Source organism: Mycolicibacterium madagascariense, from assembly GCF_010729665.1.
Taxonomy (GTDB): domain Bacteria; phylum Actinomycetota; class Actinomycetes; order Mycobacteriales; family Mycobacteriaceae; genus Mycobacterium; species Mycobacterium madagascariense.
Map to the genome: position 1 here is coordinate 4,323,489 of NZ_AP022610.1, position 12,246 is coordinate 4,335,734.

Sequence of the window (12,246 nt, forward strand, 5' to 3'; positions counted from 1 at the left end):
TATGGGTATATAGTGGTGTCATGAGCATGGTGCTGGAAGTTCGTGGCATGAGCTGCGCACACTGCGTCGCGGCGATCACGTCCGCCGTGTCGCCGCTGCCCGGCGTGACGGGCGTCGACGTGGCGCTGGAGGCGGGCACGGTCCGCGTCGACGGCACGCCCGACGCGACTGCCGTCGCCGCGGCGATCGAGGACGCGGGGTACGACGTCACGCCCCCGGCATGAGCACCGTCACCCTCGACCTCGACGGGATGACGTGCGCGTCGTGCGCGGCGCGCATCGAGAAGCGGCTCAACCGGATCGACGGCGTGCACGCCACGGTCAACTTCGCGACCGAACAGGCGTCGGTCGACTGTCCCGACGGCGTCACGGCCGACCAGCTGGTCGCGGCCGTCGAGGCCACCGGCTACGCCGCAACCGTGCAGACCCCCGCCCACGAGAGCCGCCCCGAACCCACCGACCGCTACCTGCGCCGGCTGGTGACGAGCGTCGTGCTCGGCGTGCCGGTGCTCGCCCTGTCGATGGTGCCGGCCTGGCAGTTCACCGGCTGGCAGTGGCTGGCCCTGGCGCTGACGACGCCCGTCGTGGCCTGGGGCGCCTGGCCGTTCCACCGTGCGGCGGTCGCGAATCTGCGCCACGGCGCCGCGACCATGGACACGCTGGTGTCGGTCGGCGTGCTGGCCGCCTACCTGTTCTCGGCCTACCGCGTGATCGCCGGCGGGTCGGCCCACGAGCTGTACCTCGAGGTGGCCGCGGTCGTCACGACCTTCATCCTCGCGGGTCGCTACTTCGAGGCGCGGGCCAAGCGGCGCTCCGGCGCCGCGCTGCGGGCCCTGCTCGATCTGGGCGCCAAGGACGTCGCGGTCGTGCGCGACGGCGTCGAGGTGCGCATCCCGATCGCCGAACTCGCGGTCGGCGACGTCTTCGTCGTGCGACCCGGTGAGAAGATCGCCACCGACGGCGTCGTGGTCGCCGGCGCATCGGCGGTGGACGCCTCGCTGCTGACCGGCGAGTCGGTCCCGGTCGACGTCGGCGAGGGCGACGAGGTGGCCGGTGCGACGGTGAATGCCGGTGGCGTGCTGCGCATTCGGGCCACGCGCGTGGGCGCCGACACCCAACTCGCGCAGATCGCGCGGCTCGTCGAGACCGCGCAGAGCGGCAAGGCCGACGTCCAGCGACTCGCCGACCGGGTGTCGGCGGTGTTCGTGCCGGTGGTGATCGGGCTCGCCGCGCTGACGTTCGTCGGCTGGTGGGTGGCCGACGGCTCGGTCGCCAGGGCACTCGTCGCCGCCGTCGCCGTGCTCATCATCGCCTGCCCCTGCGCGCTGGGTCTCGCGACGCCGACCGCGCTCCTGGTGGGCACCGGTCGCGGCGCGCAGCTGGGCATCCTCATCAAGGGCCCGCAGGTGCTCGAGTCGACCAGACGCGTCGACACCATCGTGCTCGACAAGACCGGCACCGTCACCACCGGTCGCGCCAGCGTGGTCGCCGTTCACGGCGATGACGAAACGCTCGGTCTCGCAGGCGCTCTCGAGACCGAGTCCGAACATCCGATCGCGCGGGCCATCGCGGCGCACGCCGGCGCCTGCGGCCCGCTGCCGCCCGTCACCGGGTTCGTCAACGACGGCGGCAACGGCGTGCGGGGCACCGTCGACGGCCGCGCGGTGGCGGTCGGGCGCCTGGCGTGGCTGCCCGGGGCGCCACCGTCGGCGGAGCTGCGCACCACTGCCGAACATGCCGAAGCCCGCGGCCAGACACCGGTCTGGGTGTCGGTCGACGGCGTGACCCGCGCGGTCATCGTCGTCGCCGACACCGTGAAGGACACTGCGGCACAGGCGATCACCGAGATGCGGGGCCTCGGGCTCGCGCCGATCCTGCTGACCGGTGACAACGAGCGGGCCGCCCGCTCGGTCGCTCAGCGCGTCGGGATCGAGACGGTCATCGCCGGGGTGCTCCCCGCCGACAAGGTCGACCACGTCAGGCGCTTGCAGTCCGAGGGCAGGGTGGTGGCCATGGTCGGCGACGGCGTGAACGACGCGGCCGCCCTGGCCCAGGCCGACCTGGGGTTGGCGATGGGCACGGGCACCGACGTCGCGATCGAGGCGTCCGACCTCACGCTGGTCACCGGCGATCTGCGCGCCGCGGGTGACGCGATCCGGCTGTCCCGGGCCACGCTGCGAACCATCAGGGGCAACCTGTTCTGGGCGTTCGCCTACAACGTCGCGGCGATCCCACTGGCCGCACTCGGCCTGCTGAACCCGATGATCGCCGGTGCCGCAATGGCTTTCAGCTCGGTGTTCGTGGTGAGCAACAGCCTGCGCCTGCGCCGTTTCGCGCCCTCGCGCTAGGTGGGCTCCGCGCGGCGGGCCCGGAACAGCTTGACCTCGTCCTTGATGCCCTTGAGCCGCTTGGCCCCCGCGAACGACCACGCGAAGCGCTCGTCGTCGCCGATGGCGTCATGCGTCGCCTCGGCCACCAGGATCGCGCCGGGCCGCGCGGAGCCCGTCACCCGGCTGGCGAGATTCACCGGGTTGCCGAACCAGTCCCCAGCCCGGCTGACCGCGAGCCCCGAGGCGATGCCCGTGCGCAGCCGCGGGAAGCCCTCGATGCCCTCGGTCGCCTCGACCAGCTCGAGCATCGCCTCCAGCATCGCGACGGGATCGGTGCTGACGAGCATCACCTCGTCGCCGATGCTCTTGACGTAGCGCACCGGCGGGCTCGCCACCCGGTGGGCCAGATCCGTGAGCTGGTGCGCCAGCTTCTCGAGATCCTCGGGCGGGACCGCCTCGCCGAGTCTGGTGAACCCGACGAGGTCGGCGAACGCAATCGTCACCTCGCGGGCACCGGGCAGCGACAGGCCCTCGGCGCGCTCGGTGGCGGTGACCGCCTCGGTCTCCATCTGGTGCAGCAGCTGCACGCGCAGCAGGTCGGTGATCATCGGGCCGAGCAGGGGTGCAGCCGAACCGAGCAGCGTCTCCGTGCGCTGGGCGATGTCCAGTTCGGTCGACCCCGGCTCCATCGTCGCGGCCAGTGCCGTGTAGCGCATGACCTCGGTGGCCCTGGTCAGCCCCTCGGCGAGCACCTGGACGACGAGCACGATCTGGTCGGGCGTGAAGCCGAGATCGAGGAACTTCTTGGCATAGGCCGCGGCCTCGCCGTCGGTCTTGAGGTAGACCTTGGCGTCCGGATCGTCCACCCGCGGAAGCCCGCTGGCGCGTTGCACCCGCTCCAGGACGTCGAGTTCGAGCCCGGTCTGCTCGCTGATCTGCCGGGCCGACAGGTACTCCCCGTCCTCGCCGAAGAAGCGGCGCGACGCCAGCAGCATCGGCTGCACCGAGTTCCTGATGTCGTCGACGGTGAAGCCCCGCTCCATCAACCACGGAATCAGTTCGGCGCGTTGCGCCCTGGCCTCGCCCTCGAGTCCGTCGAGCAGACCCGTCGCCTCGATGTCCACGTCTCCCACCGGGTCAAGGTAACCGACGGTCGAGGAGGAGGGGCCCGCGATGCCCGACCCAGGTCGCGCGAGCAGCCGCACACCTGCCCGACACGCCGACGCTGCGAGCACCTTTGCGGCTGCTGGCGGGATGGACGTCAGCTCAGCGGGGGCCTGCGCCCGGCCCAGGGCCGCGCCGTCTCCAGCTGCGTCCCGAGGGACAGCAGCGTCGCCTCGTCGAACGGCCTGCCCACCAACTGAATCGACGTCGGCACGCCGGCCCCGTCGAGACCCCACGGCACCACCGCGGCGGGCTGACCCGTCACGTTGAACATCGCCTGGAACGGCACCCTGGCCGCGACCAGGGCCAGCGTCGACACCGCACCGCGGCGCTGATACGCCCCGATGCGCGACGGTCCGGTGGCCGTCCCCGGGGTGACGACGACGTCGACGTCGTCGAAGATCTCGGTGACGCGGGCGGTCACGTCGGCCTCCGCGGCGCGGATCGCGGCCGACCGTCGCTCGGAGACGAGACCGCCGATCCTGGCGAACGTCCGCGTCCGTCGGTCGAGGCGCTCGGGCCGCGGGAGTGCCGCAGCCGCGTCGTGCACACCGCGGAAGTAACGCGGAAGTGCTTGTGCGAAGACGGCATTCGCCGGATAGTCCGGATCGCGCTCGACCACCTCGTGCCCCAGTTCCCGCAGCAGCGCGCCCGCCTCGGCGACCGCCGCCCGCTGCGCGCGGCCCACCCGTGCCGTCAGCAGCGGCGGCACCGCGGTGCTCAACGCAATGCGCAGTCGGCCGGGCTCGCGCCGCGCCGCCTCGACGAACCCGCCCTCGCTCGCCGTGACGTCGAGGAACAGCGCGGCGTCCTCGACGGTCCTGGCTAGCGGGCCATACACGCTCAACCCACCCCAGGCGCCGTCGTGCGGCGCCAATGGCACCCGGTCGCGCTGCGGCTTGAGACCGAACAGCCCGCTCCACGTCGCCGGGATGCGGATCGAGCCCATGCCGTCGGAGCCCAGCGCGAGCGCCGCCAGCCCCGCGGCCAGCGCCGCCGCACTGCCGCCGCTGCTGCCACCCGGGGTGAGGTCGGGGTTCCACGGGTTGCGGGTGGCTCCGAAGGTCAGGGTCTCGGTGAACGGCCAGACCATCAGCTCGGGCACGCACGTCTTGCCGAGGATCACCGCACCCGCATCGCGCAGCCGCCGCACGACCTCGGAGTCCTGGGTCGGCGCGGGACCGTAGGCGCTGCTGCCGAACGTCGTGACCTCGCCGGCGACGTCGACGTCGTCCTTGACCGCCACGGGGACGCCGAGCAGCGGCGACCGCTCCCCCGCGTCGAGCCGGTCCTGCGCGGCCGCTGCCTCCCGGCGGGCCGAATCGACGAGAACGACGCGGTAGGAACGTAATTCGCGGTCGAACCGGGCGATCCGATCGAGGTAGACGTCGAGCAGAGCGGGTGCGGTGATGGCGCCGGCGGCCAGCAGGCGGGCCTGTTCGGCCGCTCCGGTGAAGGCGAGTTCGCGAGGGTCCATCTGGGCCAGGTTAGTGAGTCAGCCGTGGCGCGTGGCGTATTCCCCGGGGGTACACCCGAGCATCGCGCGAAAGTCGTTGCTGAAGTGCGCTTGGTCATACCAGCCGAACCGGACGGCGAGATCGGCGAAGTCGACCGAGCGGTCGCTCTCGATCTCCAGCGCGGCGTGCTGGAGCCGGTAGCGGCACAGCACCCACTTGACCGGGACCCCGGCGTAGTGGCGGAACACTCGCTGCGTGGTCCTGCCACTCCACGGCGAGTGGGCCATCACCTGGGCGACGCGGTGCAGCGTCGCATCGGCACGCATGCGGTCCAGCAGCGCGGTCAGCTCCACGTAGGTGGGGTCGACGGCACCGGCGGGCGCGGCGATGGCGCGATCCAGCTGCGTCGCCGCCCCCTCCCGATCATCATCGAGAACGATTGGGTCGCACGATAATTCGTCGTCCACCCGGACGACCCGGCCGGTCAGCGAGCTGGCATCGCGACCGAACCTGGCGGTGAAGCCACCGGGACGAAACCGCGCTCCCACCACCGTGCCCCGTTGGGTCAGCGTGGTGGTGAAGACCCGCTCGACCACCCCGTGCAGCAGCGTGGCCGGCAGCGCATGACCGTGACGGTGGGTGTCCTCGCCCCACTCGTGGGTGAGGTGCAGCGCCGGGAAGGTGAGGACCGCGGTGGTGAACGGCTCGCGACCGCATCGGTTCCAGCTCACCGACCAGAAGTGCTCGACCCACGGTGCGGCGTCGTCGGAAGGCGCCCACCGGTCCAGATCGAACACCTCGGCGGTGTTGGCTCTACCGACGACACCCAGCTGTGGGCGGTCCTTCGCATCCACCCGTGGAGCCTACGTCGCCGCGTAGTGGACCAGCCGTTCGCTGGTCGTCCAGAGGTCGAGTGCCTTGTCGGTGTCGTAGGAGTCGAGTGACGACCTGACGTGGCGCGTTCTTCCAAGCCCCGCCACCTCGCAGCCGAGCAGGGTGGGTGGCATGACCGTGAACGCAATCCCACCGGGCTACACCAGCCTGACCCCGTTCCTCGTCGTCGATGGCGCTGCCGCGGCGATCGACTTCTACACCTCGGTGTTCGGCGCGACCGTCGTCGAACGGATGGCCGGTTCCGACGGCACGATCGCCCACGCCGAGCTTGACTTCGGGACGGGTCGGCTGCAGCTGTCGGACCCCAATCCCGACTACGGGCTCGGAGCCGTCCAGCGAAGCGAGTCCGTCACCCATTCGATGGTGTTGTACTGCACCGACACCGACGCCGTGGCAGCCCGCGCCGAGCAGGCGGGCGCCACCATCAGAGAGCCCGTCACGACGTTCGTGACCGGCGACCGGTACGCCTCGATCGTCGACCCCTTCGGCCAGCGCTGGGCGGTGATGACCAGGGTCGAGGACGTCGACGCCGCGGAGCGCGAGCGCCGGCTCGCCGAGTGGGCCGAGAGCAACGTCTGACGCGGCCGCTACGGTGACCGCATGTCCTGTGTCTTCTGCGCCATCGTCGCCGGTGACGCGCCGGCGATCACCGTCTACGAGGACGACGGCTACCTCGCGATCCTCGACATCCGGCCCATCGTCCGCGGCCACGTCCTCGTCATACCCAAGGCGCACACCGTCGATCTGACGGACACCCCGCCGGACACCGTCGCGACCATGATGCGGATCGGGCAACGCGTCGCCCGGGCCGCTCGGGCCTCGGAACTGCACGCCGACGGGAACAACGTCGTCGTGAACGACGGCGAGGCGGCGTTCCAGAGCGTCTTCCACATCCACCTGCACGTGGCGCCGCGCAAGTCCGGCGACAAGCTGTCGTTCGCCAAGGGCCTGGTGGTGCGGCGCGACCCCGACCGCGAGGCGACCGCGCGCATCCTGCGCGACGCCCTGGCCGTGACAGACTGACGCCATGAGCGGCGTACCCGTGTGGGAGAAGTACATCGGCATCCCCCTGCTGGGTGTGCACGACACGATCTACCGGAAGACCAACGGCCGCATCGGACACCGCATCCCCGGTGCGCCGCCCAGCCTGCTGCTGCACACCGTCGGCGCCAAGACCGGGCTGCCGCGCACCAACACGCTGAGCTACGCCCGCGACGCGGGCGCCTACCTCGTCGTCGCCTCCAACGGCGGGGACAGGAAGGCGCCGGGCTGGTACCACAACGTCAAGGCCAACCCGAAGGTCGAGATCAACGTCGGCCCGAAGCGGATGCCCGCCACCGCCAGGATCATCGGGCCCGACGACCCTGACTACCTCCGGCTGTGGAAAGTGGTGAACGACAACAACTCTCACCGCTACGAGGCCTACCAGAAGCGCACGACGCGACCGATCCCCATCGTCGCGCTGGTCCCCTAGAACAGCTCCTTGGCCAGCAGTTGCAGCGTCTGCTCGCGGGCCGGTGCGGTGCGGGGATCGACGCCGCGGACGGCCGACCCGACGGCGTTGACCATGACCTCGTCGACGTCGAAGCGTCGCGCGAGTGCGCGCACCTGATCGGCGGCCTCGGTCGGCGTCCCGACGATCGCCCGCTCCAGCCCCGAGGCCACGACGGCCTGCTGCTGGGGGGTGAGGTCCAGGAGCTTGGCGTCCTCGACGAGGTCGAGCGCCCGCAGCGGCTGACCGGTCCGCAGGAACGCCATCATGTGCAGGTTGGGCAGCATCAGGTCCAGCGCCTCCTCGCGGGTGGGCGCGACCGAGGCGTTGACCGTCATGAACGTGACGGGTTCGGCGGCGAGGTCACTCGGCCGGAACTCCGAACGGTAGGTGGCCAGCGCCTCCTCGGTCCCCTGCCCGGAGAAGTGGTGGGCGAACACGTAGGGCAACCCCTTCGCGGCGGCGAGGTGCGCCGAGTACAGCGACGAGCCCAGCAACCACACCCGCGGCTCGCCGGAGGCGTGGGGCGTGGCCTTGAGGACGTAGCGCTCGGGGCGGCCGCGGAGCGCAACCTCCACGCCGGTGGTGCTCATGAGCGCGGCGACGTCGTCGAGGTACTGGGGGAAGTTCTCGATGTCGCTGTCGTCGCGGCCCGCAGCGCCCCGCAGCGCCATCGAGGTCACCGGGTCCGAGCCCGGCGCGCGGCCGATGCCCATGTCGATGCGGCCGGGCGCCGCCGCCTCCAGTAGGGCGAACTGCTCGGCCACCGCCAGCGGCGCGTGGTTGGGCAACATGACTCCGCCGGAGCCGAGCCGGATCTGCGCGGTCTGCGCCGCGAGGTAGGCCAGCACGACGGGAGGGCTGGTCGCCGCGACCGCGGGCATGTTGTGGTGCTCGGCCACCCAGTAGCGGGTGTAGCCGAGTTCGTCGGCGGTCTGCGCGAGGCGCACCGTCGAGGCGAGGGCGTCCGAGGTGGTTTGGTCGCTGCGGACGGGGACGAGGTCGAGAACCGAGAGTCGCACGTGAGATTCAACCGACGAGCCGCCGCGAACGTTCCCCACGGCCGCGATTTGCGTCGTTTCAGGAGCGGTGCGCGCGACGAAGACGACACGAATCGCCTAGGAAATGGCGAGTTGGAAGACCTCGTCGAGCATCGCGGGCGTCAGTCGGCCCGTGAACGTGTTCTGCTGGCTGGGGTGGTAGCAGCCGATGAGCGTGACGTCGCCCAGCGCGGCGGTCGCGAGGTGGCCGAACTTCGGCAGGGGTCGGCCGACGACACCGCCGCCGGCGCGGACCATGTCGATCGCCACGCGCCACGCGAAGCCACCGAGCGCGACGATCACCCGCACGGTCGGCCGGACGAGCCGCCACTCCGCGTCCAGCCACGGCGCGCACGTCGCCCGCTCCTGCGGCGTCGGCGCATTGTCCGGCGGCGCGCACCTCACGGCCGCGACCACGCGAGTGTCGTTGAGCGTCAAGCCATCTGCGGCGTCGATGCTGTGCGGTGAGCTCGCCAGCCCGGCGCGGTGCAGTGCGGCGAAGAGGACGTCGCCGCTGCGGTCACCGGTGAACACGCGGCCGGTCCGGTTGGCGCCGTTGGCCGCGGGCGCCAAGCCGACGATCAGGAGGCGCGGCGACGCCGATCCGAAGCCGGCGATGGGGCGACCCCAGTAGGGCTCCCCGGCGAAGGACCGTCGCTTCTCGACGGCGACCTGCTCGCGCCACGCCACCAGCCGCGGGCACGCCCGGCACACGCTGACCAGCGCGTCGAGCTCCTCGACCGCGTCGGTCTTGGTGGCCAGGCGGCGCACGCGCGCCGCCGTCGCGGCGACCGGGGTGTCGGGGTCCGCCGGGTCGCCGGGCCACCCGGCGCCCGCGGGCACCGGTGAGGGATACGGGTCACCCGTGCGCGGGTGGGGCAGCGTCACCCTCCCACTGTGCACCGCCGAGAATTCGTTCGCGGTGCGGGGCCGCCCGTGATTGGATCACCCGCGATACCCATGACCGAGACGACGCGCGCACCGCTGTTCACCATCCTGTTCGCGGCGCTCGCGGCGGGCGCCGGCAACGGGATCTCCCTCGTCGCCTATCCGTGGTTGGCGTTGCAGCACAACGGCTCTGCGCTGGACGCCTCGATCGTGGCGATGGCGGGGACCCTGCCACTGCTGGCGGCCACGCTGCTGGCGGGTACCGCCGTCGACTACCTCGGCCGCCGCCGCGTCGCGATGATCTCCGATTCGCTGTCCGCGCTGTCGGTGGCGGCGGTCCCGGTGATCGCGTGGGCGTTCGGCGCGCAGGCGATCAATGTGGCGGTGCTCGCCGCGCTGGCGGCACTCGGTGCGTTCTTCGACCCGGCGGGCATCACCGCCCGCCAGACGATGCTGCCGGAAGCCGCGCAGCGCGCCGGGTGGACGCTCGACCGCGCCAACGGCGGGTACGAGGCGGTGTTCAACCTCGCCTACATCGTCGGCCCCGGCGTCGGCGGCCTGCTGATCAGCACGCTCGGCGGCATCGACACGATGTGGGTGACGGCCGCCAGCTTCGTGCTGTCGCTGCTGGCCGTCGCCGTCCTGCGACTGGAGGGGGCAGGCACGCCGGATCGCGCGGAGATGCCGCGCGTGTGGGCGGGCATCGTCGAGGGCCTGAAGTTCGTGTGGCGCACCCCCGTGCTGCGTGCGCTGGCGTTCGTCGACCTCACCGCCACCGGGCTGTACATGCCGATGGAGAGCGTGCTGTTCCCCAAGTACTTCACCGACCGCAACGAGCCCGCCGAGCTCGGCTGGGTGCTGGTGGCGCTCAGCGTCGGTGGGCTGCTCGGGGCGCTCGGCTATGCGGCGCTGTCCAGGCTGGCGAACCGCCGCACGGTCATGCTGACCGCGGTGCTCGTCCTCGGCGTCAGCATGACGGTGATCGCATTCCTGCCGCCGCTGCCGATCATCCTGGTGCTGTGCGCCATCGTCGGTCTCGTCTACGGGCCGATCGCGCCGATCTACAACTACGTCATGCAGACCAGGGCGCCGGCACATCTGCGCGGGCGTGTGGTCGGGGTGATGGGGTCGCTGGCGTATGCGGCCGGGCCGATCGGGCTGGTGGTCGCGGGTCCGCTGGCCGACGCGGCGGGCCTGCACGCGACGTTCCTGGCGCTGTCGCTACCGATGCTGGTGCTCGGCGCGGTAGCGATCTTCCTGCCCGCGCTCCGGCACCTCGATCGGGGGCCGGTGGAGTAGCGTCACAGAACGTGATGTACGCCACACTTCGAGGTCACCGTGTACCAGCAGGTTCTTGATCCCGTCGCCGGGTCGCTGGCGTGGAGCGCGCTGGTCGCGGCCGTGCCATTGCTGTTGCTCTTCGTGCTGCTCGGGGTCTTCAAGGTCACGGCGTGGCTGGCGTCCCTGGTGTCGCTGGCCGTCTCCCTCGCCGTCGCCGTCGCGGTTTACGGCATGCCGGTCGGGCAGGCACTGCTGGCGGGCACCGAGGGCGCGGCGTTCGGCTTCTTCCCCATCCTGTGGATCGTCATCAACGCCATCTGGGTGTACCAAATGACCGTGGCGACAGGACATTTCGACGTCCTGCGGCGTTCCTTCGCCAGCGTCAGCGACGACCAGCGCATCCAGGCCATCATCATCGCGTTCTCCTTCGGCGCACTGCTGGAGGCGCTCGCCGGATTCGGCACGCCCGTCGCCGTCACCTCGGTGATGCTGATGGCGCTCGGGTTCACGCCGCTGAAGGCGGCGGCCCTGTCGCTGACCGCGAACACCGCACCCGTCGCGTTCGGCGCCATGGCCACGCCGATCATCACCCTCGGCAAGGTGACCGGGCTGTCCCCCGACACGCTGGGCGCGATGATCGGCCGCCAGACTCCGTTGCTGGCGGTGTTCGTTCCGCTGGTGCTCGTCCTGATCGTCGACGGGAGGCGCGGCATCCGCGAGGCGTGGCCGGTCGCGGCGGTGTGCGGCGTGGTGTTCGCCATCGCGCAGTACGTGACGTCGAACTTCGTGTCCGTGCCGCTGGCCGACGTCGTGGCCTCGCTGCTATCTGCGGCCGCGATCGTCGGCATGGTCCGACTCCGGCCGCCCGCCAGGGCGCTGGTGCCGAGCCTGGCCTCCGGCGGCGTGGGCGAGGCGGACCTCGACCCGCCCGACTCGCCGGACTCCCGGGCCGACTCCCGGGCTGACATAGCCAAGGCCTATGCCCCGTACGGCATCGTCATCGCCGTCTTCGTCGTGTGCCAGATCGGGGCGGTGAAGACGCTGCTCGACGCGGCGACCGTCGTGTTCGGGTGGCCCGGCCTGCACGTCGCCGCCGCCAACGGTCACCCGCTGAGCCTGACCGCGTTCACGCTCAACCTGCTCACCACGCCGGGCACGCAGATGCTCGTCGCGGGCGTCTTGACGATGATCGTGCTGCGACTGTCGGTCCCGCGAGCGCTGCGAGCGTTCGGTGCGACGCTGCACCAGTTGCGCTGGGCCATCGTCACGGTCATGGCCGTGCTGGCGCTGGCCTTCGTCATGAACGTGTCGGGCCAGACGATCACCCTCGGCACGTGGATGGCTGGCGCCGGCGCGGCGTTTGCGCTGCTGTCGCCCATCCTCGGTTGGCTGGGCACCGCGGTGACCGGATCGGACACCTCGGCGAACTCGCTGTTCGGTGCACTGCAGGTGACCGCGGCGCACCAGGCCGGGCTCTCCGAACTCCTGATGGCGGCGTCGAACAGCTCGGGCGGCGTGCTCGGCAAGATGATCTCGCCGCAGAACCTCGCGATCGCGGCCGCCGCGGTCGGCCTGAACGGCAGGGAGGGCGACATCTTCCGGCGCGTCGTCGTGTGGAGTCTGGTGTTCCTCGCCGCGATGTGTGCGATCTCGGCGCTGCAGGCGTCGGCGGTGCTGTCGTGGATGGTGCCGTGACGACAG

At 71.4% G+C, this 12,246-nt stretch carries 13 protein-coding genes; 7 read left to right on the forward strand and 6 right to left on the reverse strand.

The window, feature by feature from the left end:
• The first annotated feature begins 20 nt into the window (after positions 1-20).
• Both G6N60_RS20380 and G6N60_RS20385 read left to right on the forward strand, forming a co-directional pair.
• A complete protein-coding gene (locus G6N60_RS20380) occupies positions 21-224 on the forward strand; it encodes a cation transporter (protein ID WP_163740656.1) in 204 nt (67 codons plus the stop codon).
• Positions 221-2,347, forward strand: coding sequence for a heavy metal translocating P-type ATPase (locus G6N60_RS20385; RefSeq protein WP_163740658.1), 2,127 nt, complete (start codon positions 221-223; stop codon positions 2,345-2,347). Before G6N60_RS20380 ends, G6N60_RS20385 begins: the two co-directional genes overlap by 4 nt.
• Here the strand turns inward: G6N60_RS20385 and G6N60_RS20390 are convergent.
• The 4 genes from G6N60_RS20390 to G6N60_RS20405 form a co-directional block, all read right to left on the reverse strand.
• Positions 2,344-3,462, reverse strand: a complete 1,119-nt coding sequence (locus G6N60_RS20390) for an adenylate/guanylate cyclase domain-containing protein (RefSeq protein WP_246240871.1) — start codon at positions 3,460-3,462, stop codon at positions 2,344-2,346. The genes G6N60_RS20385 and G6N60_RS20390 overlap by 4 nt on opposite strands.
• Before the next feature lie 128 nt (positions 3,463-3,590).
• Positions 3,591-4,970: an amidase gene (locus G6N60_RS20395; protein WP_163740661.1), complete on the reverse strand. Its 1,380-nt coding sequence runs from the start codon at positions 4,968-4,970 to the stop codon at positions 3,591-3,593.
• A gap of 18 nt (positions 4,971-4,988) precedes the next feature.
• Positions 4,989-5,804 (reverse strand): AraC family transcriptional regulator, encoded by an 816-nt coding sequence (locus G6N60_RS20400; RefSeq protein ID WP_163740663.1) that lies wholly within the window; start codon positions 5,802-5,804, stop codon positions 4,989-4,991.
• A 9-nt stretch (positions 5,805-5,813) separates the two neighbouring features.
• On the reverse strand, positions 5,814-5,957 hold the full coding sequence (locus tag G6N60_RS20405; protein ID WP_179969717.1) for a hypothetical protein: 144 nt from the start codon (positions 5,955-5,957) through the stop codon (positions 5,814-5,816).
• Between G6N60_RS20405 and G6N60_RS20410 the strand changes: the two genes are divergently transcribed.
• The 3 genes from G6N60_RS20410 to G6N60_RS20420 are packed head-to-tail and all read left to right on the forward strand — an operon-like array spanning position 5,956 to position 7,318.
• A complete protein-coding gene (locus G6N60_RS20410) occupies positions 5,956-6,423 on the forward strand; it encodes a VOC family protein (protein WP_163740665.1) in 468 nt (155 codons plus the stop codon). The genes G6N60_RS20405 and G6N60_RS20410 overlap by 2 nt on opposite strands.
• Positions 6,424-6,444: 21 nt before the next feature.
• On the forward strand, positions 6,445-6,867 hold the full coding sequence (locus tag G6N60_RS20415; RefSeq protein ID WP_163740667.1) for an HIT family protein: 423 nt from the start codon (positions 6,445-6,447) through the stop codon (positions 6,865-6,867).
• A 4-nt stretch (positions 6,868-6,871) separates the two neighbouring features.
• On the forward strand, positions 6,872-7,318 hold the full coding sequence (locus G6N60_RS20420; RefSeq protein ID WP_163740669.1) for a nitroreductase family deazaflavin-dependent oxidoreductase: 447 nt from the start codon (positions 6,872-6,874) through the stop codon (positions 7,316-7,318).
• Here the strand turns inward: G6N60_RS20420 and G6N60_RS20425 are convergent.
• Both G6N60_RS20425 and G6N60_RS20430 read right to left on the reverse strand, forming a co-directional pair.
• Positions 7,315-8,358 carry an LLM class flavin-dependent oxidoreductase gene (locus G6N60_RS20425; protein WP_163740672.1) on the reverse strand — a complete coding sequence of 348 codons (1,044 nt, stop codon included), beginning with the start codon at positions 8,356-8,358 and terminating at the stop codon, positions 7,315-7,317. The genes G6N60_RS20420 and G6N60_RS20425 overlap by 4 nt on opposite strands.
• A gap of 96 nt (positions 8,359-8,454) precedes the next feature.
• On the reverse strand, positions 8,455-9,264 hold the full coding sequence (locus G6N60_RS20430) for a uracil-DNA glycosylase (RefSeq protein WP_163740674.1): 810 nt from the start codon (positions 9,262-9,264) through the stop codon (positions 8,455-8,457).
• 72 nt (positions 9,265-9,336) lie between these two features.
• On the opposite strand from G6N60_RS20430, the gene G6N60_RS20435 reads away from it, so the two are divergent.
• On the forward strand, positions 9,337-10,563 hold the full coding sequence (locus tag G6N60_RS20435) for a multidrug efflux MFS transporter Tap (protein WP_163740676.1): 1,227 nt from the start codon (positions 9,337-9,339) through the stop codon (positions 10,561-10,563).
• 39 nt (positions 10,564-10,602) lie between these two features.
• Positions 10,603-12,240 (forward strand): L-lactate permease, encoded by a 1,638-nt coding sequence (locus G6N60_RS20440; protein ID WP_163740678.1) that lies wholly within the window; start codon positions 10,603-10,605, stop codon positions 12,238-12,240.
• The last annotated feature ends 6 nt before the right edge of the window (positions 12,241-12,246 follow it).

Excerpts from the sequence above, each read along its gene's own strand:
- G6N60_RS20410 (WP_163740665.1), top strand. The coding sequence starts at position 5,956 with ATGACCGTGAACGCAATCCCACCGGGCTACACCAGCCTGACCCCGTTC.
- G6N60_RS20395 (WP_163740661.1), bottom strand. The coding sequence starts at position 4,970 with ATGGACCCTCGCGAACTCGCCTTCACCGGAGCGGCCGAACAGGCCCGC.
- G6N60_RS20435 (WP_163740676.1), top strand. The coding sequence starts at position 9,337 with ATGACCGAGACGACGCGCGCACCGCTGTTCACCATCCTGTTCGCGGCG.
- G6N60_RS20420 (WP_163740669.1), top strand. The coding sequence starts at position 6,872 with ATGAGCGGCGTACCCGTGTGGGAGAAGTACATCGGCATCCCCCTGCTG.
- G6N60_RS20405 (WP_179969717.1), bottom strand. The coding sequence starts at position 5,957 with ATGCCACCCACCCTGCTCGGCTGCGAGGTGGCGGGGCTTGGAAGAACG.
- G6N60_RS20380 (WP_163740656.1), top strand. The coding sequence starts at position 21 with ATGAGCATGGTGCTGGAAGTTCGTGGCATGAGCTGCGCACACTGCGTC.
- G6N60_RS20385 (WP_163740658.1), top strand. The coding sequence starts at position 221 with ATGAGCACCGTCACCCTCGACCTCGACGGGATGACGTGCGCGTCGTGC.
- G6N60_RS20415 (WP_163740667.1), top strand. The coding sequence starts at position 6,445 with ATGTCCTGTGTCTTCTGCGCCATCGTCGCCGGTGACGCGCCGGCGATC.